At 70.5% G+C, this 25,686-nt stretch carries 30 protein-coding genes; 14 read left to right on the top strand and 16 right to left on the bottom strand.

Annotation, left to right across the window (positions count from 1 at the left end):
* Nucleotides 1-2: 2 nt before the first annotated feature.
* From ACWGO6_RS05000 to ACWGO6_RS04935, 14 genes are all read right to left on the bottom strand, one after another.
* The gene (locus tag ACWGO6_RS05000) at nucleotides 3-1,442 is read right to left on the bottom strand and encodes a flagellar hook-length control protein FliK (protein ID WP_452326008.1); all 1,440 of its coding nucleotides are present in this window, start codon (nucleotides 1,440-1,442) and stop codon (nucleotides 3-5) included.
* Nucleotides 1,439-1,861: a flagellar export protein FliJ gene (locus ACWGO6_RS04995; RefSeq protein WP_136042799.1), complete on the bottom strand. Its 423-nt coding sequence runs from the start codon at nucleotides 1,859-1,861 to the stop codon at nucleotides 1,439-1,441. The genes ACWGO6_RS05000 and ACWGO6_RS04995 overlap by 4 nt, the downstream gene beginning before the upstream one ends.
* The gene (locus tag ACWGO6_RS04990; RefSeq protein WP_452326007.1) at nucleotides 1,858-3,153 is read right to left on the bottom strand and encodes a FliI/YscN family ATPase; all 1,296 of its coding nucleotides are present in this window, start codon (nucleotides 3,151-3,153) and stop codon (nucleotides 1,858-1,860) included. Before ACWGO6_RS04990 ends, ACWGO6_RS04995 begins: the two co-directional genes overlap by 4 nt.
* Nucleotides 3,150-3,755 carry a FliH/SctL family protein gene (locus tag ACWGO6_RS04985; RefSeq protein ID WP_452326006.1) on the bottom strand — a complete coding sequence of 202 codons (606 nt, stop codon included), beginning with the start codon at nucleotides 3,753-3,755 and terminating at the stop codon, nucleotides 3,150-3,152. Before ACWGO6_RS04985 ends, ACWGO6_RS04990 begins: the two co-directional genes overlap by 4 nt.
* Entirely contained in the window at nucleotides 3,745-4,749 is a 1,005-nt protein-coding gene (gene fliG / locus ACWGO6_RS04980) for a flagellar motor switch protein FliG (RefSeq protein WP_452326005.1), read from the bottom strand. The genes ACWGO6_RS04985 and fliG overlap by 11 nt, the downstream gene beginning before the upstream one ends.
* A complete protein-coding gene (gene fliF / locus ACWGO6_RS04975; RefSeq protein ID WP_136042795.1) occupies nucleotides 4,746-6,374 on the bottom strand; it encodes a flagellar basal-body MS-ring/collar protein FliF in 1,629 nt (542 codons plus the stop codon). The genes fliG and fliF overlap by 4 nt, the downstream gene beginning before the upstream one ends.
* Entirely contained in the window at nucleotides 6,374-6,676 is a 303-nt protein-coding gene (gene fliE, locus ACWGO6_RS04970) for a flagellar hook-basal body complex protein FliE (RefSeq protein ID WP_452326004.1), read from the bottom strand. The genes fliF and fliE overlap by 1 nt, the downstream gene beginning before the upstream one ends.
* Nucleotides 6,676-7,068 (bottom strand): flagellar basal body rod protein FlgC, encoded by a 393-nt coding sequence (locus tag ACWGO6_RS04965; protein ID WP_136042793.1) that lies wholly within the window; start codon nucleotides 7,066-7,068, stop codon nucleotides 6,676-6,678. The genes fliE and ACWGO6_RS04965 overlap by 1 nt, the downstream gene beginning before the upstream one ends.
* On the bottom strand, nucleotides 7,065-7,406 hold the full coding sequence (locus ACWGO6_RS04960) for a flagellar basal body rod protein FlgB (protein ID WP_136042792.1): 342 nt from the start codon (nucleotides 7,404-7,406) through the stop codon (nucleotides 7,065-7,067). Before ACWGO6_RS04960 ends, ACWGO6_RS04965 begins: the two co-directional genes overlap by 4 nt.
* Before the next feature lie 109 nt (nucleotides 7,407-7,515).
* Nucleotides 7,516-7,839 carry a hypothetical protein gene (locus tag ACWGO6_RS04955; RefSeq protein WP_452326003.1) on the bottom strand — a complete coding sequence of 108 codons (324 nt, stop codon included), beginning with the start codon at nucleotides 7,837-7,839 and terminating at the stop codon, nucleotides 7,516-7,518.
* Complete coding sequence (locus ACWGO6_RS04950) at nucleotides 7,836-8,222, bottom strand: flagellar export chaperone FliS (RefSeq protein ID WP_452326002.1); 387 nt, start codon at nucleotides 8,220-8,222, stop codon at nucleotides 7,836-7,838. The genes ACWGO6_RS04955 and ACWGO6_RS04950 overlap by 4 nt, the downstream gene beginning before the upstream one ends.
* A gap of 2 nt (nucleotides 8,223-8,224) precedes the next feature.
* Nucleotides 8,225-9,607, bottom strand: coding sequence for a flagellar filament capping protein FliD (fliD, locus tag ACWGO6_RS04945; protein WP_452326001.1), 1,383 nt, complete (start codon nucleotides 9,605-9,607; stop codon nucleotides 8,225-8,227).
* 75 nt (nucleotides 9,608-9,682) lie between these two features.
* Complete coding sequence (locus ACWGO6_RS04940) at nucleotides 9,683-10,513, bottom strand: flagellin N-terminal helical domain-containing protein (RefSeq protein WP_136042788.1); 831 nt, start codon at nucleotides 10,511-10,513, stop codon at nucleotides 9,683-9,685.
* 84 nt (nucleotides 10,514-10,597) lie between these two features.
* On the bottom strand, nucleotides 10,598-11,572 hold the full coding sequence (locus ACWGO6_RS04935) for an NAD-dependent epimerase/dehydratase family protein (RefSeq protein ID WP_452326000.1): 975 nt from the start codon (nucleotides 11,570-11,572) through the stop codon (nucleotides 10,598-10,600).
* A 91-nt stretch (nucleotides 11,573-11,663) separates the two neighbouring features.
* Between ACWGO6_RS04935 and sigJ the strand changes: the two genes are divergently transcribed.
* The gene (sigJ, locus tag ACWGO6_RS04930; protein WP_136042786.1) at nucleotides 11,664-12,587 is read left to right on the top strand and encodes an RNA polymerase sigma factor SigJ; all 924 of its coding nucleotides are present in this window, start codon (nucleotides 11,664-11,666) and stop codon (nucleotides 12,585-12,587) included.
* A gap of 51 nt (nucleotides 12,588-12,638) precedes the next feature.
* Here the strand turns inward: sigJ and ACWGO6_RS04925 are convergent, their stop codons facing one another.
* Entirely contained in the window at nucleotides 12,639-13,439 is an 801-nt protein-coding gene (locus tag ACWGO6_RS04925; RefSeq protein WP_136042785.1) for a sigma-70 family RNA polymerase sigma factor, read from the bottom strand.
* A 196-nt stretch (nucleotides 13,440-13,635) separates the two neighbouring features.
* Between ACWGO6_RS04925 and flgN the strand changes: the two genes are divergently transcribed.
* The 10 genes from flgN (at nucleotide 13,636) to ACWGO6_RS04875 (ending at nucleotide 21,367) form a co-directional block, all read left to right on the top strand.
* Nucleotides 13,636-14,118, top strand: a complete 483-nt coding sequence (gene flgN, locus ACWGO6_RS04920; RefSeq protein WP_136042784.1) for a flagellar export chaperone FlgN — start codon at nucleotides 13,636-13,638, stop codon at nucleotides 14,116-14,118.
* A gap of 13 nt (nucleotides 14,119-14,131) precedes the next feature.
* Nucleotides 14,132-15,541 carry a flagellar hook-associated protein FlgK gene (gene flgK / locus ACWGO6_RS04915; RefSeq protein WP_136042783.1) on the top strand — a complete coding sequence of 470 codons (1,410 nt, stop codon included), beginning with the start codon at nucleotides 14,132-14,134 and terminating at the stop codon, nucleotides 15,539-15,541.
* Nucleotides 15,542-15,553: 12 nt separating this feature from the next.
* Complete coding sequence (locus ACWGO6_RS04910) at nucleotides 15,554-16,435, top strand: flagellin N-terminal helical domain-containing protein (RefSeq protein ID WP_136042782.1); 882 nt, start codon at nucleotides 15,554-15,556, stop codon at nucleotides 16,433-16,435.
* Nucleotides 16,432-16,803 carry a flagellar assembly protein FliW gene (locus ACWGO6_RS04905; RefSeq protein WP_136042781.1) on the top strand — a complete coding sequence of 124 codons (372 nt, stop codon included), beginning with the start codon at nucleotides 16,432-16,434 and terminating at the stop codon, nucleotides 16,801-16,803. The genes ACWGO6_RS04910 and ACWGO6_RS04905 overlap by 4 nt, the downstream gene beginning before the upstream one ends.
* A gap of 60 nt (nucleotides 16,804-16,863) precedes the next feature.
* Nucleotides 16,864-17,481: a tRNA (adenosine(37)-N6)-threonylcarbamoyltransferase complex dimerization subunit type 1 TsaB gene (gene tsaB / locus ACWGO6_RS04900; protein ID WP_136042780.1), complete on the top strand. Its 618-nt coding sequence runs from the start codon at nucleotides 16,864-16,866 to the stop codon at nucleotides 17,479-17,481.
* The gene (rimI, locus tag ACWGO6_RS04895; RefSeq protein WP_452325999.1) at nucleotides 17,478-17,966 is read left to right on the top strand and encodes a ribosomal protein S18-alanine N-acetyltransferase; all 489 of its coding nucleotides are present in this window, start codon (nucleotides 17,478-17,480) and stop codon (nucleotides 17,964-17,966) included. The genes tsaB and rimI overlap by 4 nt, the downstream gene beginning before the upstream one ends.
* Entirely contained in the window at nucleotides 17,963-19,030 is a 1,068-nt protein-coding gene (gene tsaD / locus ACWGO6_RS04890; RefSeq protein ID WP_136042778.1) for a tRNA (adenosine(37)-N6)-threonylcarbamoyltransferase complex transferase subunit TsaD, read from the top strand. Before rimI ends, tsaD begins: the two co-directional genes overlap by 4 nt.
* Entirely contained in the window at nucleotides 19,027-19,515 is a 489-nt protein-coding gene (locus ACWGO6_RS04885; RefSeq protein WP_136042777.1) for a hypothetical protein, read from the top strand. Before tsaD ends, ACWGO6_RS04885 begins: the two co-directional genes overlap by 4 nt.
* 4 nt (nucleotides 19,516-19,519) lie before the next feature.
* Nucleotides 19,520-20,647 carry a hypothetical protein gene (locus ACWGO6_RS04880; RefSeq protein WP_136042776.1) on the top strand — a complete coding sequence of 376 codons (1,128 nt, stop codon included), beginning with the start codon at nucleotides 19,520-19,522 and terminating at the stop codon, nucleotides 20,645-20,647.
* 273 nt (nucleotides 20,648-20,920) lie between these two features.
* The gene (locus tag ACWGO6_RS04875) at nucleotides 20,921-21,367 is read left to right on the top strand and encodes a hypothetical protein (protein ID WP_452325998.1); all 447 of its coding nucleotides are present in this window, start codon (nucleotides 20,921-20,923) and stop codon (nucleotides 21,365-21,367) included.
* 22 nt (nucleotides 21,368-21,389) lie between these two features.
* On the opposite strand, the gene ACWGO6_RS04870 is transcribed toward ACWGO6_RS04875, so the two are convergent.
* Nucleotides 21,390-22,589, bottom strand: a complete 1,200-nt coding sequence (locus ACWGO6_RS04870) for a THUMP-like domain-containing protein (protein ID WP_452326113.1) — start codon at nucleotides 22,587-22,589, stop codon at nucleotides 21,390-21,392.
* A gap of 163 nt (nucleotides 22,590-22,752) precedes the next feature.
* Here ACWGO6_RS04870 and groES point away from each other — a divergent pair, with 163 nt between their 5' ends.
* From groES to ACWGO6_RS04855, 3 genes are all read left to right on the top strand, one after another.
* Nucleotides 22,753-23,049 carry a co-chaperone GroES gene (groES, locus tag ACWGO6_RS04865; protein WP_028502311.1) on the top strand — a complete coding sequence of 99 codons (297 nt, stop codon included), beginning with the start codon at nucleotides 22,753-22,755 and terminating at the stop codon, nucleotides 23,047-23,049.
* Between the two features lie 178 nt (nucleotides 23,050-23,227).
* A complete protein-coding gene (rarD, locus tag ACWGO6_RS04860) occupies nucleotides 23,228-24,160 on the top strand; it encodes an EamA family transporter RarD (protein WP_452325997.1) in 933 nt (310 codons plus the stop codon).
* A gap of 144 nt (nucleotides 24,161-24,304) precedes the next feature.
* A complete protein-coding gene (locus ACWGO6_RS04855; RefSeq protein ID WP_136042772.1) occupies nucleotides 24,305-25,558 on the top strand; it encodes an ABC transporter substrate-binding protein in 1,254 nt (417 codons plus the stop codon).
* The last annotated feature ends 128 nt before the right edge of the window (nucleotides 25,559-25,686 follow it).

Genomic DNA, 25,686 nt, shown 5'->3' with positions numbered 1-25,686 from the left:
GATCAGGCGAAGACATCGATGCCGCCGTGCGGCGAGACGAGGGGGACGGGCGGTGTGCCGTCGGGTGCGGAGGGTAGGACGGCCGGGTTCGCTTGTGCGCCCGCGTTCCGGTCGGCGGGTGCGTCGCCGCGGGTCTGCCCGCCGCCCGCGCTCGCCGCGTTGCCGTTCGCAGCGTTGCCGTTTGCTGAGCCGCCGTTCGGTGAGCTCTGCGGGTTCGCCGAGCCGGGGCCGTCGTCCGAGCTCGAGAGCATCAGGGAGGCGTGCGGTGCCGCTGCCGCGAGATCCCGTCGCAGGTCGGCGAGGACGGCACGCAGCGCCTCGCGCCCGAGGTCGTTCGGGGCGTGCAGCTCGATGTGGATGGCGCCTCCGGAGATATGCGCACGCACGGTCACCGGGCCGAGGTTCTCGGGCGACACAGTCAGCGTGAGGCTGTGATCGCCGTCTGCGGCCTGGGCGAGTGCGACGACCGGCGCCGAGATCTGGGGGAGCAGGACCGGCCGGGCGAGCGCCGCTGCGGCGGCAGGAGTGCTCGGGGCGACCGGGGGCGGTGATGCGGGTGCGGTGACGGCGGCGGTCGGGCCGGCGGCGTCTGCGGAGGCGGGTGCGGATGCGGCGGGAGCGGCGACGACCGGAGCCGAGCCGGCAGGGGACGCCACGGTGTCGGGTGCCGTGTCGGGTGCGGTGGCCGTCGCGACCCGGAGTGCCGGGTCGGCGTTCGACGCCGATGCCGGTGCGGGAGCCGCAGCGACGGCACCGTGCTCGCCGGCAGCAGCAGTTGCACTGGAGGGGACGCGGGCGAGGCGGAGAGCGGCATCGGCCGGGACATCGGCCGTCGTGCTGTTCATGTCGGACGCTCCCGCCACCGCGGCGGTGCTGACCGGAAGGGATGCGGCACCGACGCCGGGGCTAGACGAGGTGCGCGGCGATGCCCCGGGGACGGCGGGCGGCGCGGCTGATGCTGCCAGGGCTCCCGCAGATGCCGTGGCGCGTGCCGGATCGACCGATGCGGCGACCGTGCTGGACGCCGCGATCGGCGGGAGGTCGGCGGAGGCCGCAGCGGCATCCACCGCTCCCGCGTCTTCCGCAGCATCCACCGGCGGCTGCATCGGGTCGAGGTCGAGGTCGAGGGTCGCATCCGTGGTGCTTCCCTCGACGGGAGCCGCCGTGCCCGAACCGCTCGGGAGGGGGGCGAGGGGCGCCGGGACCACGGGGAGAACCTGGCCATCGGGCTCGGTGGGGGCTTCCGTCGTGGCGCTTCCCGTCGATGAACCCTCAGCAGGGATGCCGTCGGCGGGGGCGTCATCCGCGCGTTGAGCCCGGGCAGCATCCTGGATCACGTCGGCGAAGGCCGCGGCGCCCGGGGTGGTGCCGCGCGACGGCGAGCCGCCGGTCGGGCGCGACGCGCGAGCGTCGAGCATGTCGACGATGCCGAGGGCGGTCACGACTGCCCCTCCGTATCGGTGCGCGATCCGATCTCGTCGAGCTCCGCCTGCTCGGCGTGCAGCTCGGCAGCCCGCACCCGCGCGGCGTGCGCCTGGGCGAGACGATCGAGTCCGCGCATCGCCCGTCTCGCCTCGGCGTGTTCGGTGCGGGCGTCGTCGACGGTCTGCGCCTGCAGGTGCGACAGCGTCGTCAGGTCGGCGAGGAGCGTCCGACCGGCGACGCGGGCGGCAGCGAGCGCGGCGAGCGAGCGGACGTCGACCGCTTCGCTCCCGGCTCCGGAGAGGTGCGCGCGAAGGGATCGATCGCGTGCCTCGGTGTGCTGGGCGTCGAGCACCGCGCGGGACAGTCGCTGGGCGGCGGCCCGCTCCTGGATCTCGCGCACGCGCAGCAGGCCCGCCAGGGAGAAGGACCGTGTCATGAGAGACCTCCGAAGCCGGAGACGAGTTCGTCGAGGCGACGCCACGATTCGTCGATCCGGCTCGTCTCGTCGAGGGGCTGGGTGAGGAAGGCCGAGATCGCCCGTTCGTGGGTGATGGCCGCGTCGATGCGCGCGTCGGCTCCCGGCTGGTAGGCGCCGATATCGATCAGGTCGTTCGCCCGGCGACGCGCGGCGAGGACCGCTCGCAGCGTCGCCGCGTGCGACCGCTGTTCCGAGGCGGTGATCTTCCCCGCCACGCGAGAGACGGAGCCGAGCACGTCGATCGCCGGATGGTGTCCGGAGAGGGCGAGTGCACGATCGAGCACGACGTGGCCGTCGAGGATCGAGCGCACGGTGTCGGCGATCGGCTCGTTGTGGTCGTCGCCGTCGACGAGCACGGTGTAGACGCCGGTGATCGAGCCGCGTCGATCGGTGCCGGCGCGTTCGAGCAGCCCGGCGAGGAGCGAGAACGTCGACGGCGGATAGCCGCGGGTCGCGGGGGGCTCTCCGGCGGAGAGGCCGATCTCGCGCTGCGCCATCGCGACGCGGGTCAGCGAGTCCATCATGAGGATGGCGTGCGCCCCGTCGTCGCGGAAGGCCTCGGCGATCCTCGTCGCGGTGTACGCCGCCCGGATGCGGGCCATCGCGGGCTGGTCCGAGGTCGAGACGACGACCACGGAACGGGCGAGTCCCTCGGGACCCAGGTCGTCCTCGATGAACTCGCGCACCTCGCGGCCGCGCTCGCCGACGAGGGCGATCACGGTCACCTCGGCCTCGGTGCCGCGCGCGATCATCGACAGCAGCGACGACTTGCCGACCCCCGAGCCGGCGAAGAGCCCGACGCGTTGTCCCCGCCCCACGCTGACGAGCGTGTCGAGCGCGCGCACGCCGAGCGGAAGAGGGGCCTCGATCCGGTCACGCCCCATGATCGACGGCGGAGCGTGATCGAGGCTCACAGGGATCGCGCCCGTCAACGGCCCCTTGCCGTCGATCGGCCGTCCGAGCCCGTCGAGGACTCGTCCGAGCAGGGCTGCGCCGGTCGGCACGCGCAGCGGACCACCCCGTCCGCGCACCGGCGCCCCGACGGTCAGACCGGCGACGGCTCCGAGAGGCATGCACCGCAGGCCGCCCTCACCGATCGCGACGACCTCGGCATCGACCCCGTCGAGGGTCACGACGTCGCCGACGGCGCCGTCGAGGCCGCGCACCTGCACGCTCAGACCGCGCACCTGGGAGACGACGCCGATCCGCTCCGGCCGAACCGCCTCGCGCACGGCTGTCCAGGCCGTCATGACCCGGCCTCGACGAGTGCGCGGCGAGCGCGCTCGAGAGCGCTGCCGATCCGGGCATCGATGTGCCCGTGCGCGAGTGTCGCGACGGCATCCCCGCGCTCGAGCGTGTCATCGCCGACGAGGGCGAACGCGGTCAACTGCGCATCCGCGGTCTGCAGCGTGCGCAGGTCGTCGGGGTGCAGACGCACCTCGCGGATCTCAGCGGGTTCGGCGGCAGCGAGCACTCGCCGGGCTGCTGCCGCCGCAGACGCACCGGCATCCGAGAGTTCGGCGCCGAGGATGAGCTCGGCGAGTTCGATCGCACAGCGCAGCACCTCGTCGTGTGCGGCGCCGGAGAGCTCGCGCTCCCGGTCGCCGAACGAGCGGGCAGCGGCGTGCAGGGCGGACACGGCGGTCTCCATCTCGCGCGCGGCCGCCGCGTCGCGGGCTGCCTGCTCCGCGGCGGCGACCCGCTGCTCCGCCTCGGCTTCGGCCCGCCCGGCACGGTAGCCCTCGGCATGCCCTTCGGCATAGCCCCGCATGCGGGCACGCGCATGCTCCGCGCCGTCCGCGCGTCCGTCGAGACGCGGGAACAGCACGGGAGAGAACGCGTCAGTAGACATATTCATCCTCGTCGGCGCGCTGCACCGTGATGTCGCCGGCGGCCTCGAGCGCGCGGATCGTGCGCACGATCTCGGCTCTGGCCTCCTCGACCTGCGAGATGCGCACCGGCCCGAGGGTCCGTGCTTCCTCGTCCAGGTTCTCGCGGTTGCGCTCCGAGACGTTGCGGCGGATGAGGTCGACGATCGGCTGGTTCGCACCCTTCAGGGCGAGAGCCAACGAGCGGATGTCCATGCCGCGCAGCACCCGCTGCGTGTCGCGGTCGTCGAGCTTGACGATGTCGGCGAAGGTGAACATGCGCGACCGGATGTCTTCCGCGAGGGCGCTGTCGCGGTCCTCGATGCTCGCCAGCAGCGCCTTCTCGACGGTCGCTCCCGACCGGGCGATGATCTCGACGAGCGGCTCGACACCGCCGAGGGTGTCCGGAGCATCACGGCTCGCGAAGCTTCCGGTGCGGGCCTTCAGCGCGTCGGCCACGATAGCGATCGCCTCCTGCGACGCGGTGCCCATGGTCGCGATCGCGTGGGCGACATCGGTGCGGGTCGGATCGGGAAGAGCAGCCAGCACGGCGGCCGCCCGGTCGGTGGGCAGGTGCGCGAGCACCAGGGCGACGGTCTGCGGAAGCTCGCCGTCGAGGAGGGTCGCCAGCTGCGCCGGGTCGGCCGAACCGAGGAACTCGAACGACGAGTTCATCGACGCCGAACCCACCCTGCCGAGCACGGCCGCGGCGCGCTCCGCCCCGAACGAGGCCTCCAGCAGTCCGGCTGCGAGGTCGCGGCCACCGCGGGCGGGCGGCAGGTGCCCGGTCGCGATCCGGTGGAACTGGCCGAGCGCCTGGGCGGTGGTGGCGGCGTCCAGATCCTGCAGCTCGATGATCTCGGCGGCGACGGCCTCGGCCTCCGACTCCGAGAGGTGCTTCATCACCTCGATCGCCTGCGCGCGGTCGAGGTTCATCAGCACGACTGCCGCCGTCTGCCGGTCGGTCAGGCCGCTCATACGTGCTGCCTGTCGTCGATGAGGGTCCGCAGCAGCTCGGCCGTGCGCTTCGGGTCCTGACGCGTCAGCGAGTCGATCTCGGCGCGGCGGCGCTCGAGGCTCACCTGTGCGGGCTCGGGGTCCGGCTCCGGCTCGGGGTCGGGCGTCGTCTCCAGGAAGGCCAGCGGGGTCGTGGGCGCCTGCTCGATGGCGGTGGTGGCCGCACCGGGGTCGAGAGCCGCCGACAGCGGGGCGGGCCGCTCGCCGAACAGCTGGTCGAACTCGGTCGCCGAGTTGGCGCGACGCCGCATGCGAACGAGGGCCGCGATCACGGCCAGCAGCAGCGGCAGAGCGATCGCGGCGGCGATGATCGCGGTGTTCAGGAGCACGGCCTGACGCTCGGCGGCCTCGGCGTCCTTGGCAGCCTGGAGCGCGGCCTGAGCGGCTTCGGCATCCGTCTGGCTGAAGGAGACGAGCTCGACCGCGATGGAGTCTCCGCGTTCGGTGTCGATCCCGGCGGCGGTCTCGACCAGGTCGGTCAGCTGCGCGGTGCTCAGGTCGCCCCCGGCTCCCGCGTCGACGGCGACCGACACCGACTGACGCAGCACGTTCCCCGCCGGGGTCGAGGTGCTCTGGGTGCTCTTGTTGACGGCGTTGGTCTTCGAGGTCTCCGTGGATTCGGACGTGCCGTCCGCGCCGGCCGACGGCACCGCGATGTTGTCCGGTCCGAGCACGCCGGCGTTGGAGCTCGACCCGTTCTGGGTGTCCGTTCGCGACTGCTCGGTCAGCGGAGGTGCGCCCTCCGCCGGGGTGTAGGTTTCTTCGACGCGCTCGTTGACAGAGCGGTCGATCTCGGCGACGACCGTCACGGTGGCGTTGCCCGGTCCGACGACGGTGTCCAGCATCTGCTGCACGCTGGCCGTCACCCGCGCCTCGTAGTCGCCCGCCTGCTGGTCGACACCGCCGGTGGCCCCGACGCCGGCGGCCGAGAGCGTCTGGCCGCTCTGGTCCACGACGGCGACGTTCTCGGGCTTCATGCCGCTGACCGCCGCGGAGGTCAGGTGCACGATCGCCTCGACCTGCTTCGACGTGAGCGACGCGCTGCCGGACGTCTCCACGAACACCGATGCGGTGGAGTCCACCGTCTCCGAGACGAAGACGCTCTCCTCCGGGATGGCCAGCTGCACGGAGGCCGCGGTCACGCCCTCGATCGACGAGATGGTCGCGGCGAGCTCGCCCTCGATGGCGCGCTTGTAGGTCACGGACTGCTGGAACTCCGAGGTGGTCACGCCCATGTCGTCGAGCAGCGAGTATCCGCCGGAGCTCGCACCGGGGAGGCCGGCGGAGGCAGCCGCGAGCCGCTGGTCGTAGACGTCCTTCTCCGGCACGAGCACGGTGGCGCCGCCGTCGGCGAGCTCGTAGGGGACCGACGACGACCGCAGCTGCTCGACGACGGCGTTCGCGTCGGAGGCGCTCATCCCGGAGAACAGCGGGGTGTAGGTCGGGCGGCTCAGCCAACTGGAGAGCGCGACGATTCCGAGCGCGAGCACGGCGACACCGATGATCGCGATCGTGCGCTGCGCGAGGGTGAAGCCCGCGATCACACGTCCGATCCGCTGGAAGACATTGGTCACTGCCTGAGGCATCAGGCCTGCATCCGCATGATCTCGTTGAACGCGTCGACGCCCTTGTTGCGCACGGCGGCGACGAGTTCGAGGGTGACCGAAGCGCGCGAGGAGGCGATCATGGCCGAGTGGATGTCGTCGAGGTCGCCGGTGACGGCGGCGACCTTGAGCGCGTCGGATTCGGACTGCAGGGAGCGCAGTTCGTCGATCGCACCGGTGACGCTGTTCGCGAAGGCGGTGTCGTCCGCCGCCTTCACGGGAGCTGTGGGCGGGGCGAGGGTGAAGGCCGAGGAGATGCCCTCGACGCCGGAGAGGGGATCCATCAGCTGCGTCCGATCTGGAGGGCGGATTCGTAGGCGTTGCGGGCACGGTCGACGATGCCGGCGCTGGCCTGGTAGCCGCGCTGGGCGAGGATGAGCTGGCTCATCTGGTCGCCGAGGTCGATGTCGGGGTAGCGGACGTAGCCGTCGGCGTCGGCGAGCGGGTGGTCGGGCTGATGCACGAGACGGCCCTCGGCGCTGCCCTGCACGGCACCGGCCACATAGACCCCGGGCGACTGGTCGCTGGTCTGGGCGGTGATGTACCGGGCCCGGAAGGCCGCGCCGTCGGTCGCTGTGACGGTGTTGATGTTCGCGATGTTGTCGCTGATGGCGTCGAGCCACTTGCGGTGCACGGTCAGTCCGGTGCTTGCGATGCCGATCGCGTCGAAGGTCATGAGGTCCTCATCGCCGCGCGCATCGAGGCGAACGAGCCGTTCACGGCCTGCGTCGCGAACTGGTAGCGCAGCATCGTGTCGACGCTGGACAGGGTCTCGGTGTCGAGGTTGACGTTGTTGCCGTTCAGACGCGTCGGCTCGAGCGAGGCGCCGACCGTTGCGCCGACGCGTCCGTCGCCCGCCTGGACCGAGTCGGCGAGTGCCTCTTCGAAGCGCACCCGCTTGGCGTGATAGTCGGGGGTGTTGATGTTGGCGATGTTGTCGGCGATCGCCCGCTGACGCAGCGCGAGGCCGTCGAGCGCGCTCGTCAGCGCGTTGATGGTCACAGAATCGAACACGACCGCTCCCCGTGTGTGGTGGTGTGGCCGATCCCTGGCCGAGTCTTGCGAGCCATCCGTGCTCTCCCTGGTCTATCGGCAGGGTCGCGCGCGGCGTTAGGGAGCGGTCTCAGCCGTCCACGTCGAGGTAGGCGGGTGCGTCGGGGCGACGGGCTCCCGGGATTCGATCCACGGCGCCGAGGTGCTGGCGGAGGTCGTCGAGATCCGTGCGGGTGCGTTCCATCGCGAGGCGCTGGCGCTCGATCACTCGGCGGGCGCGGTCGGCGAGGTGCACGGGCAGGGGAGTGCTGGGCGGTGTCCACGGTTCGATGACGGCCGTGTCCGCGGTTCCGGGGGCAGCCGTCAGGATCCGGTCGGCGTCGAGCTCGAGACGATCCAGCAGGTCGGTCCACTCGTCGATGTTCCGCCGGCCGAACTCCTCGGCGGCGCTCACGCCCTGGTCTCCGCAACGGTTCGCGCTGCTTCGTGCCAGGCATCCCGCAGCGGGGCGACGATCCCGTGGCAGGCGCGCGTGCGTTCGGGATCGCGGCCGATGTTGGCACCGATCAGGGTCTGCGACAGGAACACGTACACCGAGCGCAGGCCGGCGCTGCCGTTCCAGTCGTCGGTGAGGGAGGAGGACAGCTCTGCCACGATGGCCTGCGCGTGCTGGAGCTGGGCGTTCGCCTCGGTCCAGTCCTCGGCCCGCTGCGCGGCCTCGCCGCGTTCGATGTCGATCATCAGCCGGTCGTAGAGCAGTGTCACGAGACGCTCGGGCGGTGCCGACAGGACGACGTCGTCCCGGTAACGCTGCTGAGCGCGCAGGGCGGAGTTCATGCTCACTTCCCCGAGCTCGAGGTCGGCAGCGCGGCGATCTGCGAGGACAGGTACGTCGACTGCGACTGCAGCTGTGAGAGCATGACCTCGAGTCGGGCGTAGGTGCGCTCCAGGTTCGCCTTGCGCTGGGCGAGACGCACGTCCCAGCGCTCCATCTGCTCGCCGAGGCTCTTCACCTCGCTCTCCTGTCCGGTGATGCGGGACGTGAGCAGGCCCTCGTACTTGTCGGAGTAGACCTTCGCGGTCTCCTGCACGCGCGAGGCGACGTCGGAGAACAGTCCGGCGACCGCATCCGGGTCCTTCGCGAGGGCTTCGGCGAACTTCTCCTCGTCGAAGCTCAGCACGCCGTACATGTCGGTCGAGATGCCGATGGAGGAGGGGGAGACACCGTCGATCGGATGCTGGATGGCGTCGGCGAGCGCCGTACGCAGCGAGCGGACCGTGCTGTCACCGGTGAAGACGCCCAGTGTCGTCTTCTCGCCCGCGTTCGCGGCGACGGTCGCCTTCGAGCCGTTGTCGATGCGCGTCAGGATGTCTTTGACCGCGGCGATGAACTCGGCGGAGGCTTTCGTGCGGGCCGCGGTGTCGACGGTCACGCCGATCGTGACGAAATCGGCGGATGCCGCGGAGACCGTGACGTCGACGCCGTCGAAGAGGTCGGTGAAGGTGTTGCTCGACGAGGTCAGCACCTGCTCGGCACTGGTGCCGGCCCAGAGCCGCAGCTGCGCGTCGGCGCCCACCGCGATGACGGCCGCTCCCGCTTCGGTGGCGAGGTCGGATGCGGTGCCCGCCTCGACCGCGGCGACATCTCCTCGGTAGGCGCGGAATTGAGCGGCCTCGCCCGAGTCGGCCGCGCGCAGCTGCAGGCGGTGCAGGGGGTTGCCGTCGGCGTCGCGGCCCGCCGGCACCGCCGAGGCGACGACTCCGAAGCCCGCCTCGTTGATGGCCTGGGCGACGTCCTGCATCGAGGCGCCGTCGGCCTCGATCTGCAGACGCTCTCCCTTGGCGTTCTCGAGGGTGATCACGGGCGGGTCGACGGGCCACCCGTTCGATGCGGCCGAGACGATGGTGTGGTTCTTCGCGATCTTGTCGATTACGATCTCCGCCGAGACCGGGGCGGCGCCGGTGCGGGTCGCGACCGTGACGGTGTTCGACGACGACGATGTCGTGAACCGGGCCAGACCGTCGGGCGACGCGGCCTTCCCTGCAGCGGTGGCGAGGTTCTGGATCGCGGTGTTCAGCGTCTGCAGCTGGGCGACGATGCCGTTCTTGTCATCCATCTTCGCCTTGAGCAGCGAGCGCGGGATGGCGTGCACGTCCATCAGGGCCTTGATGACCTCCGTGGTCTTCAGGCCGGAGACGAGGCCGTCGAGCGAGAGAGACATGATCGCCTTTTCAGGTCGGGAGCGGACAGGGTCCGGGCGACGGTCGCAGCCGCCGCCCGGACCCTATGGCGTGGATCAGCGCAGGAGCTGGAGAACGCCCTGGTTGGACTGGTTCGCCTGGGCCAGCATGGCCGTGCCCGCCTGCGACAGGATGTTCGCCGAGGTGAACTTGACCATCTCGGACGCCATGTCGGTGTCGCGGATACGGCTCTCGGCGGCGGACAGGTTCTCTGCCGACACGTTGAGGCTGTTGATGGTCGACTCGAAGCGGTTCTGCAGCGCACCGTAGCCGGCACGTGCGGTCGAGACCGCCTGGATCTGCGTGTCGATGCCCGCGAGCGCGGTGCCGTACGTCGCTGCGTCCGTCATCGTGGCCGCGAGCGTCTTGATGTCGGCACCGAGGGTGTCGAAGTCGGTCAGGGCGACCGAGATCTGGTCCTCTGCGGCGACCGCACCCGCACCGACCTGGAACGTCAGCGTCGTGCCGCCCGAGAGCAGCTTGATGCCGTTGAAGTTCGTGCTGTCGGCGACACGGGTGAGCTCGTCACCCAGGGTGTTGATCTCCTTCTGGATCGCCTCGCGCGACTTCGCGTTGTTCGAGTCGTTCGCGCCCTGAGCGGTCAGGTCGCGCACGCGCTGCAGGATCGAGTGGACCTCGGTCAGGGCGCCTTCCGCGGTCTGGATGACCGAGATGCCGTCCTGGGCGTTGCGGGCCGCGACGTTCAGGCCGTTGACCTGCGAGCGCAGGCCCTCGGAGATCGCGAGGCCGGCGGCGTCGTCCGCTGCACGGTTGATCCGCAGGCCGCTCGACAGCTTCTCGAGCGACTTCGACAGGTCGTTCTGCGTGTTGGACAGGTTGCGGTAGGCGTTGAGCGCCGACACGTTGGTGTTGATCTGCATACCCATAAGGGTTCTCCTCCGTGAATTTCGTTGTGCGGGAGACCATCCGTGGTCTCCCGCACACACCTATCGGCGGAGGGAGCGCGGGCGTTAGCCGAGCGGGTCGAGGCTCTGCGATCTCCCGGCGCTGGAGGCGGAGAGGCCGGTGCGGAACCCTTCCCGCCAGCTCGGGTACCGGGGCGTCCACCCGAGTTCGGCTTTCGCTTTCGCGTTGGAGGAGCCGCGGGCGGTCGTCATCCACGCGACGCCGAAGTCTCCGATGAGGAAACGCGCGAGCCAGGCCGGCACGCGCATCGGGCGCTTCCTGCCCACGATGCTCGCGAGAACGGGCAGCCACTCGGCGACCGGGGCGGGCTCGTCGTCGACGATGTTGTAGACGCCCGCGTCACCCTGCGTGATCGCCGCCACCGTCGCCGCGACGGCGTCGTCGATGTGGCAGAACGACCAGACTCCGGCGCCCGAGCCGACGATGGGCACCTGGCCCTTCTGCACCGACATGAGCATCTCCCCGCCCTCGCCGAGCGACTGCCCTGGCCCGTAGAAGTTGCCGAACCGCAGCGCGAGCCCGCCCGCTTCCACCGCGGCACGCTCGGCATGGGCGATCGCGGCGAGCGTGTTGCGCGCCGTCGGTACCGGGTTCGGGTCGAGGGGGTCGGCCTCGGTCTTCACGGCCGCCCCGGTGTGTTCGTTGGGCCACCCGGTGTAGCCCTGCACCACGATGCGGCCGGTCCCGGCCTCCTTCGCGGCCGCGATCAGCGCGTCGGTGCCGAGCGTGCGCAGCCGGTTGGTGACGGCGAAGGTCTCGTCCAGCCGCTTGAGGTCGAAGCTGCCCGACAGCGCGGTGAGCTGGTGCACGAGCACGTCGGGCTTCGCGTCGAGCACCGCACGGCGGATGGATGCCGGGTCGGTGCCGTCCATGATCACCCCGCGGCCGCCCGCCGCGGCGATCCGCGCCGCGCCCGCTTCGCTGTGCGCCGTCCCTGTGACCTCGTGTCCCGCCGCGACCAGCAGCGGAACCAGCCTCGAGCCGACGGCTCCCGAACCTCCTGCGATGAAGATCTTCATGATGCGTCCTTTCTCTCTCCTCACCCCCTTCGACGAACGACGATGCCGTGGTGTGACAGCCGACGCGAAAGTCGTGTGAAAAGCTGTGCGGATGGTCGATCTCGTCGTCGAGGCCTCTCGGCTCCGCCCCCTCATGTTCTCCATCGCGTACCGCATGCTCGGCAGCGTGAGCGAGGCGGAGGATGTCGTGCAGACCGGGCTCCTGCGCATGCACGAGCGCGTTCAGGGCGGCGTCGCGATCGATCGCGTCGACGCCTTCGCGTCCACTGTCGCGACCCGGCTCTCCATCGACGTGCTCCGCTCGGCGCGTCATACCCGTGAGACATACGTCGGCCCCTGGCTGCCGGAGCCGTTGCTCGCCGACGACGCCGACCCGGCGCACCGCATCGAGCACGACGAGACGTTGTCGTTCGCCGTGCTCACGTTGCTCGAGCGGCTCGGTCCCGTCGAGCGTGCCGTGTTCGTGCTGCACGAGGCACTGGGCTACGACTACGGCGAGATCGCAGAGATGGTCGATCGCGACCCGGCGGCGTGCCGCCAGATCATGCATCGAGCGAAGCAGCGAGTGGCTGCGGGCGACGTACGGTTCCCCGTGGATTCCTCGCATGCGGCTCGGCTCGCCAGCGATTTCCTCGGGGCGCTCCGCGGCGGCGACGTCGACGGCGTCATGCGGCTCCTCGCCGCCGACGTGGTGATGACGGCCGACGGCGGCGGCAACGCGCCCGCGATCCAGCAGCCGGTGTCGGGCGACCTGGCGGTGGCCCGGTTCCTCGTCGGCCTCATGCGGCGCGGCGAGGCGCTCGGCGTCCAGGTCGAGCCGACGATCGCGAACGGCGAGCAGACGCTGCTCTTCCGTGGTCGTGATGGAGCTCTGCTCTCGGTGCTCGCCCTGCACGTCGACAACGGCGCGGTGCGTTCCCTCGCAAACCAGTTGAACCCCGACAAGCTCGGACACCTCGGGCCGGTCGGCGACCTCTTCGCCCTGCTGCGCGACGGCGTCGCGGGCGTGAGTTGAGGCGAGACTCAGCGCACCGGGTCGAGGAAAGTCAGTTGTTGTCCCTCGAGATCAGGCGGGAGCCGATTCGCGGAAGACTCCGGCGATCCGCGCGCTGGCGGCGTCGGCGATCCGCGTGAAGTACGCATCGCGCGCGCTCGCCGACACCCGTGTGGTCGTGGCGGGGGCTGCCCCCTCGGCGAAGTACCGGTCCAGGGCGTCGCGCAGCAGGCGGATGGCTTCCGACCGCTGCTGCGATACGGCGGAATGCGTCACGCCGAGCTCCTCGGCGATCTCCTTCACGGGGCGTTCTTCGAAGTAGACGCTCTGGACGATCCGGCGCATGCGCTCGGGCAGCGCGGCTACGGCCTGCTCCAGCACCTCGCGCCGTTCGCCGACCAGCGCCGATTCCTCGGGCAGCAGGACCTCGGTCGCCACATCGCGTGCGGCGGGATCTTCCAGTGTGGTGACGGTGCGGGCGGCATCGCCGAGGGCTTCGAGGACGACATCCTTCGCGACACCCATGGCCGTGGCGACCTCGGCGGCTGTCGCCGTCCTGCCGAGACCGGCGGTGAGGGTTTCGCGGACGGCGACCGTCTCTTTGATGCGCTTGCGGATGCCGCGGGATGCCCAGTCCATGGAACGCATCTCGTCGGCGAACGCACCGAGGATGCGGCGGCGTGCATAGGCGCCGAAGGGCACGCCCAGAGCCGGGTCGAAGGCGTCGGCGGCGGTCACGAGCGCGAGCGCTCCGACCGACGCCAGCTCGTCACGGGGGATATGAGTGGCTCGAGCGTGCGTTTCGGATGCGAGGTAGCCGACCAGGGGGAGGTTGCTCTCGATGAGGAGATTGCGCTCAGCGCGCGACGACATGGGGGATGATCCACCTCTCTGGATTCACTCCGGAAGCTCCAAGGAGATGAGTAGATGCACATATCACACTTGTCGCGATCTGTACATGGGGAGAACTACCCACCGCCGTTCCACATAGTAACCTTAGGGGCGCGGCAGCCGATAGTGACCTTTGGCCGCGTTAACAGGCGTGGCGATCACTGGGGAAAAGGGGATCATGGGAGCCAACGAACTATCGATACAGCTGTGGCGAGAGCGTGAACTGCTCGAGATGCTGCTCTTCAAACTAGACGAACAGCAGCTGCTGCTCGCCGCCGGACGATCCCAGTGGATCCAGTTTGCCGCCCGCGAGATCGATCAGGTTCTCGATCGCCTGCGTGGTGCAGGACTCGCGCGCACCGTCGAGGTCGCCGCGGTCGCCGAGGAGTGGGGGGCTCCAGAGGGCGCGACGATCCGAGAACTGGTCGCGCATGCGCCGGAGGGAGCCTGGCAGGAGGTGTTCGCAGACCACATGCGGGCGCTGACCAGACTCGCCGCCGAGGTCGAGCAGCTGCGCGACGCCAACACGGAGCAGCTCAGCGGAGTGCTCCGCGCCACTCAGGAGACGCTCGCCGCGCTGGGGCACGAGACGGGCGAATACACGACGAACGGTGACCGCGCACGCGACGACGCAGCGCGCATCATCGACACCGAGATGTGACCGGAAGGGGATCATGTCGACCTTCAGTGGATTGAACACCGCAGCCAGCGGACTCGCGGCCGCGCGACGCGGTATGGATGTGGTCGGGCAGAACATCGCCAACCAGAAGACAGAGGGGTACACCCGTCAGCGGGTGCAGACCTCTGCGGTCGCCGCCATCGCCCAGTCGGGCCGATTCAGCGTCGGCGCCCTCCCCGGGCACGGCGTCTCGATCGACGGCGTGGCCCGGCTCGGTGATGCGCTGCTCGATGCTCGTGTCCGCGACTCGCTCGCCGCATCGGGCTTCTGGTCCACGCGCGCGGTGGCCGCGACCACGATCGAGGCTTCGCTCGCCGAGCCCACCGAGAAGGGACTGGCGGCCCGGCTGTCGAAGTTCTGGTCCGGATGGCAGGACCTCGCGAACACGCCGGACTCCGGCGCGGCGGCGTCCACCATCCTCGAATCCGCGAAGGAGCTCGCCTCCCACATCGCCGGCGGCTACCGCACCGTGGCTTCGCAGTGGAACGATGCGCGCGCGACGGCCGAGCGCACCGTGACCCAGGTGAACGCGGCTGCGGACCAGATCGCCGTGCTCAACGGCGAGATCCGCGACGCCCTCGCCTCCGGCCGCTCGGCGAACGAGCTCATGGACCAGCGCAGCGTCCTCGCGCAGAACGTCGCCCGGATGTCCGGGGCGGCGGCCACGATCGAGAGCGACGGGTCGATGACCCTCCGCGTCGGCGGCAACGCGCTGGTCTCGGGGTCCGATTCCCGACACCTCGCGCTCACCGGTCCGGCCTCGATCGACGCGGGTCAGCGCTTCACCGTCTCGTGGGAGTCCGCCCCCGACCTCCCGGCTTCGATCGACGGCGGCGAGCTCGGTGGTTCGCTCGCCGTGCTCGCACCGGCAGCGGACGGCGGGATGCTCGCTCAGCTCGCCTCGACCTACGACGCGGTGGCGACGGCACTGGCCGGTGCGCTGAACGCGCAGCACCGCGCGGGTGTCACCTCGTCCGGCCAGCCGGGCGGAGACTTCTTCACCCTCCCGACGACCGGTTCGGCCGCGCTCGGACTGCGGGTCGCCGTGACGAGTCCGTCTGAGCTGGCGCTCGCCGCACCGGGCGCCGGTGCGCTGGATGCGACGAATGCCGATCTGATCTCGCAGATCGGGCGGAGCGCCACCTCGCCCGACGCGCTCTGGTCCGATCACGTCACGCGCTTCGGGGTGGCGACGGCCGCCGACGTGCAGCGGGCGAAGGTCTCCGATTCGGCGGCGGTCGCCGCGGTCGGGGCGCAGCAGTCCGTGGCCGCCGTCGACGGCGACGAGGAGACCATCAGTCTGCTCACCTACCAGACCGCTTACCAGGCCGCAGCCCGCGTGATGACGGCGGTGGATGAGGCGCTCGACGTCCTCATCAACCGCACGGGCCTCGTCGGACGCTGATAAAGGAGCATCGTGATCTCTCGAGTGACATCGTCATCCATGACGCAGACGGCGATGCGCCAGCTGCAGTCGAACCTCACGGAGCTGGCACGTCTGCAGGAGCAGGCGACGTCGCAGCGCGCCTTCGCCACTCCGTCCGAAGACCCGGCAGCCGCGGCAGCCGCCCTCGCCCTGCACGCCGAGCAGCGCCGCAACGACCAGTACGCGCGCAACATCGACGACGGGCTCGCGTGGGTCACGGCGGCGGATGTCGCGATCACCGCGAGCACCTCGCTGCTGAGCCGGGTCCGCGACCTCACCTCCCAGGGTGCGAACGACGGTGCACTGGACGCGACCGCCAAGGAGGCCCTGGCCGTCGAGCTCGAGGGCATCCGCAAGGAGCTCCTCACGCAGGCGAACACCCGGCTGCTCGGCCGTTCGGTGTTCGCGGGTACCTCCGACACGGCGGCGTTCGCCGCGGACTACTCGTACAGCGGCGTGGCAGGGTCCGAGGTCAGCCGTCGCGTCTCCGACGCGGCATCCGTCCGGGTCGACACCGACGGCGCCGCGGTGTTCGGCACCGGTGACGACTCGGTGTTCGCGCTGGTCGACAAGATCGTCGCCGACCTGCGCTCCGGAACGAACGTCGGTCCGCGCCTCGCGGAGATCGACGACCGACGCACGGCCATGCTCGGGGTGCAGGGTTCCGTCGGAACCCGCCAGTCTCAGATCGAACGCGCCAAGGAGGCGGCAGTGCAGAATTCCGTGTCCCTCGAATCCCGCCGCACGGCGGTCGAGGACGTCGATTCGATCGAGGTGCTGGTGCGTCTGCAGGCGCAGGAGCTCGTGTACCGCTCCGCGCTCGCCGTCAACGCCCGCGTGCTGCAGCCCTCGCTGATGGACTTCCTGCGATGACCGCCGCACTCAGCTTCCTGACGCCCCCTCCGGGGCTCGCTCCGCACGTCGACTTCGCTCTCGCGCCGGTCGACGGTGCTGACGGTCTGTTCTCGATGCGGGCCGTGGACGACGTGGACCTGCGGCTGTACCTGGTCGACCCCCGGACCGTGCTCGGCGAGTACGCGCCGATCCTCTCCGACGAGCAGGCCGAGAGCCTGGCGCTCGGCTCGGCCGATGATGCGCTGGTCCTCGTGGTAGCCCACCCCTCCGCAGAAGGCGTGAGCGTGAACCTGATGGCTCCCGTGATCGTCAATCGCAGCACAGGAGCCGCGTCGCAGGTGATCCTCGAGGATCAGGACTACCCGCTCCGCGCTCCGCTGGGCTGAGGCGGCGGCAGCGGGCGGCCCGGGCCGCTCTCACAGCGCATGCACGGCTACCCTGGAGACGTGATCCTTGCCGTCGACACCTCCCTGGGTACTGCTGTGGCCCTCATCGATGCCGACGGGGCGCGACGCGCCGAGGCGGCAGCCGTCGACCCGCTGGGCCATGCCGAGGTGATCGGCGACCTGCTCGTCGAGGCGCTCGCCGATGCCGGTCCCGGTGAGGTGACGCATGTCGTCGCGGGCATGGGCCCCGGCCCCTTCACCGGTCTCCGCATCGGCATCGCCGCGGCCCGCGCCTTCGCGCTCGGACGCGACATCCCGGTCGTCCCGGTTCCCAGCCACCTGGCTGCCGCGCTCACCGCGCTCGAGACCGAGACACAGCCGTTCGCGATCGTCACCGACGCCCGCCGTCGCGAGGTCGCGATCACGGTCTTCGACGGGCTGGATGCCGATGGGATCCCGCACGTGGTCGCCGAGACCGTCCTCGTGCGGGCGGCGGACGCCGACGCCCACCTCGAGGGTGTTCGCCGCGTCGACGTCGCGACGCTGTCGGCGGTGGACCTGGCGCGCGTCGGAGCACGCGCCCTCGCCGCCGGCCGAGTGCTCACGGGCGACGAGCCGCTGTACATGCGCCACCCCGACGTGACGGTGCCCGGCGCGCCGAAGAAGGTCGGCTCATGACCCTCCGCGACGCCACCGTGGACGACCTCGACGCGATCATGACGATCGAGGAGCGGTCCTTCCCGACCGACGCGTGGAGCCGCGAGACGATGGCGGCCGAGCTCGCGAGCCCGCACGGCCGCTACCTCGTCGACGAGCACGACGACGCGATCATCGGCTACGGCGGAGTGCGCGCCCTGCGTGGCAGTGCCGACGCCGACATCCAGACCATCGCGCTCCTCGCCGAGCACCGGGGGCAGGGTCGGGGCCGCGCGCTCCTGCGTGCCCTCCTCGCCGCCGCAGCGGAGCGGGGCGCCCGTGAGGTGTTCCTCGAGGTCAGGGCCGACAACCCCGCCGCAGAGGGGCTGTACCTCGCGGAGGGCTTCGAAGAGATCGGCCGCCGTCCCCGCTACTATCAGCCGGACGACGTGGACGCGATCGTGATGCGTCTGGAACTGCGCCGACACCCGGCGTCGCACGACACTTCCGAGGAGGCGAAGGCATGAGCGAGCCGCTGGTCCTCGGCATCGAGACGAGCTGCGACGAGACGGGCATCGGCATCGTCCGCGGGCGCACCCTGCTCTCGAACACCATCGCGTCGAGCATGGACGAGCACGCCCGCTACGGCGGCGTCGTGCCCGAAGTCGCCGCTCGAGCCCACCTCGAGGCACTGCAGCCCGCGATCGATGCGGCGCTCGCCGAGGCGGGGGTGCGTCTCGACGACCTCGATGCCGTCGCCGTCACGAGCGGTCCCGGTCTCGCCGGCGCCCTGATGGTCGGAGTGGGAGCGGCGAAGGGCCTGGCCGTCTCGATCGACAAGCCGCTGTACGCCGTCAACCATCTCGTGGGACACATCGCCGCCGACATCCTCACGGCCGATTCCGCGCCGCTCGAGTACCCGACCATCGCGCTGCTGGTCTCCGGCGGCCACACGTCCCTGCTGCACGTCCGCGACCTCACCACCGACGTCGAACTGCTCGGGGAGACGATGGACGACGCTGCCGGCGAAGCCTTCGACAAGGTCGCCCGCCTGCTGTCGCTGCCGTACCCCGGCGGCCCGGAGATCGACCGAGCGGCGGCCGACGGAGACCCGGATGCGATCCGGTTCCCGCGGGGTCTCTCCCGCGCATCGGATCTGGCGAAGCATCGGTACGACTTCTCGTTCTCGGGGCTGAAGACCGCCGTCGCGCGGTGGGTCGAGCGCTGCGAAGCCGACGGGGTCGAGGTGCCGGTGGCCGATGTGGCCGCGAGTTTCCGCGAGGCGGTCGTCGACGTGCTGGTGACCAAGGCGCTCGCGGCCTGCGCCGATCTGGGGGTGCCGCGCCTGCTCCTGGGCGGCGGGGTGATCGCGAACCGTCGGCTGCGTGAGGTCGCGCTCCGACGTGCCGCCGAGGCGGGTGTCACGGTGAGGATCCCGCCGTTGTCGCTGTGCACCGACAACGGCGCGATGATCGCCGCGCTGGCCGCCGAGCTGATCTCTTCGGGCCGCCGACCGTCGACACTGGCGTTCGGGGCGGACTCGACCCTCCCGGTCACCGAGATCCAGATCGCCGAGGCGGTGCCCGCATGAGCGATGTCTCGGGCTCGCCCGACGCGAAGACTCCCCAGGCGCCGCGGGCGCGCGTCGAACGCGCCAGTCACGAGGTCGAGCAGCATCCCGGAGCAGCGCCTCGGCTGCCGGGCGCCCGGCGCGACGGCTACACGAAACTCCCCACCGGGCCCGTCGGCATCGAGCCGGTGGTGGTGAGCGGGCCCGATATCGATGCCCCGGGCGAGGCGGAGTGGGAGCCGACGACCGGTGCCATCCCCGTCGACGACACCCGGCTCGCACCCTGGGCACTGCTCGCCGCGATCGTCGCCCTCGGGGCGTCGTTCTTCGTCGGCTGGGGGATCCCCGTCGCAGTTGTGGCGGTGATCGCGGCGATCATGTCGCTGCGTCGTCCGCTCGAGAGTCGCGCGATCGCGATGTGGGCGCTCGTGCTCGGGCTCTGCGCGACGGTGTACAGCCTGGGCTGGTTGGTCTGGGCCGGCATGCAGTTCGAGAAGCTCGGCTGAGCGGATGCTCGAGCCGGAGGAGTCGGAGGAGCTGCGCTCCCTGCAGGCACGGGCGTACGGGCGCGATTCCTCGCTGACGGCGGCCGAAGCCGAACGTCTTCGGGAGCTGGAGGACCGTCGACTCGCACCGGCAGCCGGGGCCGGACCGGACGCCGAGCACGCCGTGTCCGACCAGCGCAAGTCGGATGAGGCACCGGCCGATGACGACGCCGATGTCTCCGTCGGCGAGGGTGAGGCGGAGGATGCGGCTGTGGCGGCGTCCGCCGATGCAGCGAGCGATGACGCGGTCGATGCAACCGCATCCGCATCGTCGTCCTGGCGCTCCCTGTTCTCCCTGCTGCGCACGCGCTGGCGGCCGGTCGCCCTCGCAGCCGTCGTGGTGCTCGCGATCGGGGTGGGTGTCGGCTGGCTCGCGTTCGGCCGGTCCGGAGCCGCGGCGGTGGAGCTGACCGCCGAGCAGCAGACATGGCAGAACGAGCTCGTCGCGGCCGGTGTGTACGACCCCGGCTCGATCCGCGCGCTCGGCGTCCAAGAGGACGTGGTCATCTGGACGGCGACGAAGGATGCGAAGGAGCGCACCTGCCTGATCCTGGGCACGGGTGAGGCGACGGTTCCGTCGTGCGACCGTACCGAGGTTCTCGCCGAGACCGGGATCTACGGTTCGATCTCGGTCAAGGGCGATGGAGCTCTGCAGCGAGAGGTCAGTGCGCAGCTGCTGTTCACCGCGTCGGGCGAACCCGCAGTCGCGGTGAGCGCCTACGATTTCGACCCGACCGACAGCGGCATCACCTACGCGAACGAGGCCGAATCGGAGACAGCGGCTCGACTCGCCGAGAACGGGTTCCAGGCCGGTTCGCTCTGGGTGGTCGGCTACGACGGCGACGTGCCCATCTGGACGGCGGTGCAGATCGAGTCGCAGAATCAGTGCCTCATCTACGACGGATCGACCGATGAGGCTCCGGTCGCCTGCGCCGACCCGCAGACCATGCAGGAGCAGGCCTCGAGTCTCGTGCTCAACGTCGTCGACGCCGAGACGGGTGGCGTGACGAACTTCGAGATGAGGTCGAATCAGGGGCCCGGGTATCTGGTGATCACCCGGGAGGGAGGCACCTCCGGTGCCGGGGGCGACTGACACCGCGGAGCTCCGGGCGCTGCAACGGAAGGCCTATGGGCGAGGCGGACAGCCGACGGAGGCGGAATCCGAGCGCCTGCGCGCGCTCGAGGGCGGGGGCACCGCGCAGCCGACCGCGGATGTGGCGGACGCTCCCGACCCGATCCAGCCCCACGGCGCGCCGGAGGCGAAGGCGGAGGAGGCGGAGGAGACGCAGTCGCAGACGCAGGATGCGCAGGAGACGCGGTCGCACACGCGGGGGAGCCGCTGGTCGCCATCCAGCGGTGGGGTGGGGTGGATTCGCTCACGGCCCAGTTCCCCGAAGAGGTGCGCGACCGCGCCGAGTCGCTGTTCACGGATGGCTTCGAACTCGGTCTCTCGCTCGTCGGGACGTTCCGCAGCGCGCCGGTGTGGCTGGCGGATCGGCTCTCGGATGCGGGAGTGACGGAGCGATGCCTGATCGTGGATGCCGCCGGTCCCGTGGTGTGCAAGGGCGTCGACACCGCGGTCGCGGAGGGGCTCGGCATGGAGCTCGTGTCGGTCGACCAGGCGACGGGCGGCACAGAAGCGGTCACAGCGCTCGACCTGCGGTTCACGAGCCAGCACACGCCGTATCTGACGGTCTCGGTCGAGGCCGAGGAACTCGAGACCGAGGAACTCGAGGCCGTCGACGACCCCTACATGATTCAGGTGTCGCCGGGTGAGCAGATCGAGATCCCGGACCCGGGCGACGACGGCTGACCGCGTCCGAGCGCGGTGGCGGTCAGCTTGCGGCAGGAACCCGATCGGCGAGGATCGCCCGCCGCTGGTCGCCGATGCGCGCGAGGATCAGCGTGGCCTCCTGATCGCCGCGCAGCACGAGCTTCTTCCGGAACGTCGCAGGGTCGATGTCGACGCCGCGCTTCTTGATCTCGATGCGACCGATGCCGTGCGCCTTGAGAGCGGCGCTGATGGCCTTGGGGTTGGCGGGCAGGGTCTCGCGCACGCGGAACGACTGCACGAACGGGCTCGTCAGCGCGGCATCCGACGTGAGGTAGGCGATGTGCTCGTCGAGCATCCCGGCATCGAGGCTCCGGGCGACATCGCCGATCAGGCGGGCACGGATCACGGCGCCGTCGGGCTCATGCAAGAAGGCCCCGAGCTCGCGCACCGGCTCGTCGGCGACGTCGGCCGGTGCGGTCATCTCATGCGACCGGTCGCCCCGGATCACGAGCGCCGAGCGCCGCACGCCGTCGCGGGCGAGGGCGCCGCTCCATACGACCAGCTCGACGACGCTGCCGTCGGCGCTCACCCACTGCGCCTCGGCGTCGGCGGGAAGCGCGTCGCGGTCGTGCGCGGGGCCGAGCTTGATGCCCGTCGGCACGCGCGCGGCGACGTCGAACGCCCAGTCCAGCGAGGGGGAGTAGTCGTCGGCGGACACGCGTCGGGTCTCGCTGTGCCCGGAGGTGCGCCGCGCGGGGTCCATCCAGGTCGCGCGCCCGGCCTCCGAGTCGTCGAAGGCGTCCTCCGCCGTGCTGTGCCGCACCACCGCACCCGCTCCGAAGGGCGCGAGGTTGTAGGCCGCGATGGCGGCGGTGACCTCGTCGGCATCGACGGCGAGCACATCGAGCCCGGCTCCGGCGAACGCGAGCGCGTCGCCGCCGATCCCGCACCCGAGGTCGGCCACGGCCGTGAAACCCGCGCTGCGGATCCGCTGTGCATGTCGTGCGGCCACCCCGAGCCGTGTCGCCTGCTCGAGCCCGGCTCTGGTGAAGAGCATCCGCGCGGCGAAGGGGCCGAACTTCGCCGACGCCTTGGATCGCAGATGCGCCTGACCGACGACCGCCGACACCAGCTCGGGGGAGTGACCGGCGGCGCGCAGCCGCGACACGGCGCGCGCGACGTCGGCCGTCGACTCGACGGCCCCGACCGCATCGAGCAGTTCGAGACCGGCGGGGGTCAGCAGGGCACGCAGCTCGGACATCTTCACGCCCTCAGCCTAATTCCCGCCCGTGCCCGTGAATCGCGGCGTGCGTTGGCACTCGCATTGCATGAGTGCCAGCCCAGCGCATAGACTGGATTAGCACTCTCGGGTTGAGAGTGCGAACAAGTCTTTCGTGTCAGTGTCAAGAAAGAAGAGGTAGACCGTGTCGGTTTCCATCAAGCCGCTCGAAGACCGCATCGTCATCCAGCAGGTCGAGGCCGAGCAGACCACCGCGAGTGGCCTGGTCATCCCCGACACCGCCAAGGAGAAGCCCCAGGAGGGCGAGGTCGTGGCTGTCGGCCCCGGCCGCATCGACGACAACGGCAACCGCGTTCCGATCGACGTCGCCGTCGGCGACCGTGTCCTGTACAGCAAGTACGGCGGCACCGAGGTGAAGTTCGGCGCAGACGAGTACCTCGTCCTGTCCGCTCGCGACGTCCTGGCGGTCGTTGTCCGCTGATCTGCTGAACCCGGTTCCGTGCCTCTCGAAGAGGGCGGGCCAGGTCCCAGAAGGGGCTCGGATGCGTGTGCATCCGAGCCCCTTCTGCATCCGCCATCGGGCATCCGATTCCTGCCGATCTCCGCGGGGCGGCCGACCGGCGCACTCCGCGCCTCCACCGCGGGAATAGGGTTGTGCGGTGACCCCCGAGACGACCCGCGCCACTCAGACCGCCGGAGTCGCGTACGCCGGATCCGCCTACCTCCTCTGGGGCGTGCTCCCGCTCTACTTCCTCCTCCTCGTCCCGACCGGTCCGTGGGAGGTCGTCGCGTGGCGGGTGCTGCTGTCGTTCGTCTTCTGCCTCCTGCTGCTCACGGTCACGCGCGGCTGGGCGCCGTTCGGTGTGATCCTGCGGCAGCCGAAGCTGCTGGGGTGGACCGCGCTCGCCGGTCTGCTGATCTACGTCAACTGGCAGGTGTTCCTCATCGGAACCCTCAGCGACAACGTGGTCGAGACGAGCCTGGGCTACTTCATCAACCCGATCACGACCGTGCTGCTGGGTGTCTTCGTGTTGAAGGAGCGCATCCGCAAGCTGCAGTGGGCCGCGATCGCCATCGCCGCGATCGCGGTGGTCGTGATCGTCGTGGCCTACCGCGCCTTCCCGTGGATCGCGCTGTCGCTGACCGCGTCGTTCGGGGTGTACGGGCTCATCAAGAAGAAGATCGGCCCGGCGGTGGACGCCGTCAGCGGTCTGACCCTCGAGTCGTTCTGGCTGATCCCGATCGCCGTCGTGCAGCTCATCGTGGTCGCCTCGACCCCCGCAGGCCTCACGATGGGCGGGAACGGATGGGCCCACGCGGTGCTGCTGGCATTCGCCGGCGTCGCGACGGCGGTCCCTCTGCTGCTGTTCGCGGCGGGCACCCGGAGGATCAACCTCACGGTGATCGGGATGATCCAGTTCATCACCCCGGTGATGCAGTTCGTGATCGGTGTCGCGGTCCTGCACGAGCCCATGCCGCCCGAGCGCTGGGCCGGGTTCATCATCGTCTGGATCGCGATCGGCGTCTTCGTCGTCGACCTGCTGATCGCCGCCCGCCGAGGGCGCAGGATCGCGCAGCCCGAACTGGTGTGAACCCGCGGTTCTCCGGCCCGGAAACCCGGTGTCGGATCGTTAACGCACCGAAATACTTGCACCCCCTGTGCGCGGGCCCCACGCCCTAGTGTTAGAGCACCCGCCCGTGGTCACAATCCACGTTCAGTTACGCAAGGGAGCATCATGAACGCATTGAAGGGTTCGCGCACCGCGAAGGTCTTCGCCGGGATCGCTTTGATCAGCGCATCCGCCATCGTCATCGCCGGCTGCAGCAGCACGCCGAACGCCGAGCCGAGCGAAGGCGGTGAGAAGCCGGCCGTCGATCTGACGCTCAAGCTCGGCTCGCTGCTTCCCGCGACCGGTTCGCTCGCGTTCCTCGGTGCACCGATGGAGGCCGGCGTCCAGCTGGCCGTCAACGAGATCAACGAGGCCGACGCCGGTGTGACCATCGACCTCACCACCGCCGACGAGGGCGACCTCGACAACAAGGCGTACGAGACGTCGATCACCAACCTCCAGAACGAGGGCATCACCGCGATGGTCGGCGCCGCATCGTCGAGCGTCACCAAGCTCATCCTCGACGGCAACGCCGGAGCGGGGATCCTCACCGTCTCGCCGTCGAACACCTCGCCGGACTTCTCGGGCATCAACCCGCTGTACTTCCGCACGGCACCGAGCGACAACCTGCAGGGTGAGGTCCTCGGCAACCAGATCGCCGAAGACGGTCACAAGACCCTCGGCATCATCTACCAGAACGACCCCTACGGCACGGGCCTGTTCGAAGCCATCAAGTCGACGTTCGAGGGCACCGGTGGCGAGGTCGTCGCCGATGCATCCTTCAACCAGGGCGACGGCCAGTTCAACGCTCAGGTCTCCGAGATCGCGGCTGCCAAGCCCGACGCGGTCGCCGTCGTCTCGTACGACCAGTTCGCGACCATCGCGCCGCTGCTCGGCAACGCGGGCGTCGACACGGGCTCGCTGTACCTCGTCGACGGCAACCTGAAGGACTGGGGCACTGACGTCTCGGTCAACCTCGAGGGCTCGAAGGGTACCCGCGCCGGCGCCGAGCTGCCGCAGGACTTCCTCGACCAGCTCAACGAGGTCTGGACCGCCGACGGCAACGACCCCATCGACGCCGTGACCTACTCGGCCGAGGCGTACGACGCCGTCATCCTCATGGCGCTGTCGGCTCTGGCCGCCGGCTCCGTCGAGGGCGCTGACATGGCCGAGCAGATGGCCACCGTGTCCGGCGGCGGCGACGAGGGCGAGAAGTGCACCACGTACGCCGAGTGCGCCGACATCATCAACGGCGGCGGCACGGCGGACTACGACGGCCTCTCCGGTGAGATCACGTTCGACGAGAACAACGACCCGAAGGGCGCCGCCATCGGCGTCTACGAGTTCGGCGCCGACAACACCACCACGCGCCTCAAGTAAGCGCACAGACGAGGCCCCGGATGCTCGGCATCCGGGGCCTTCGTCGTCCCCGGCTCGTCCCCGGCTCGTTCCGGCCCGGTCCGCGTCCGGCTCGTTCCCGGCTCGTTCCCGGCTCGTCCCCGGCTCGT

This window comes from Microbacterium sp. NPDC055665 (assembly GCF_053618035.1).
This window is presented reverse-complemented; position numbering and strand designations above follow the sequence as displayed.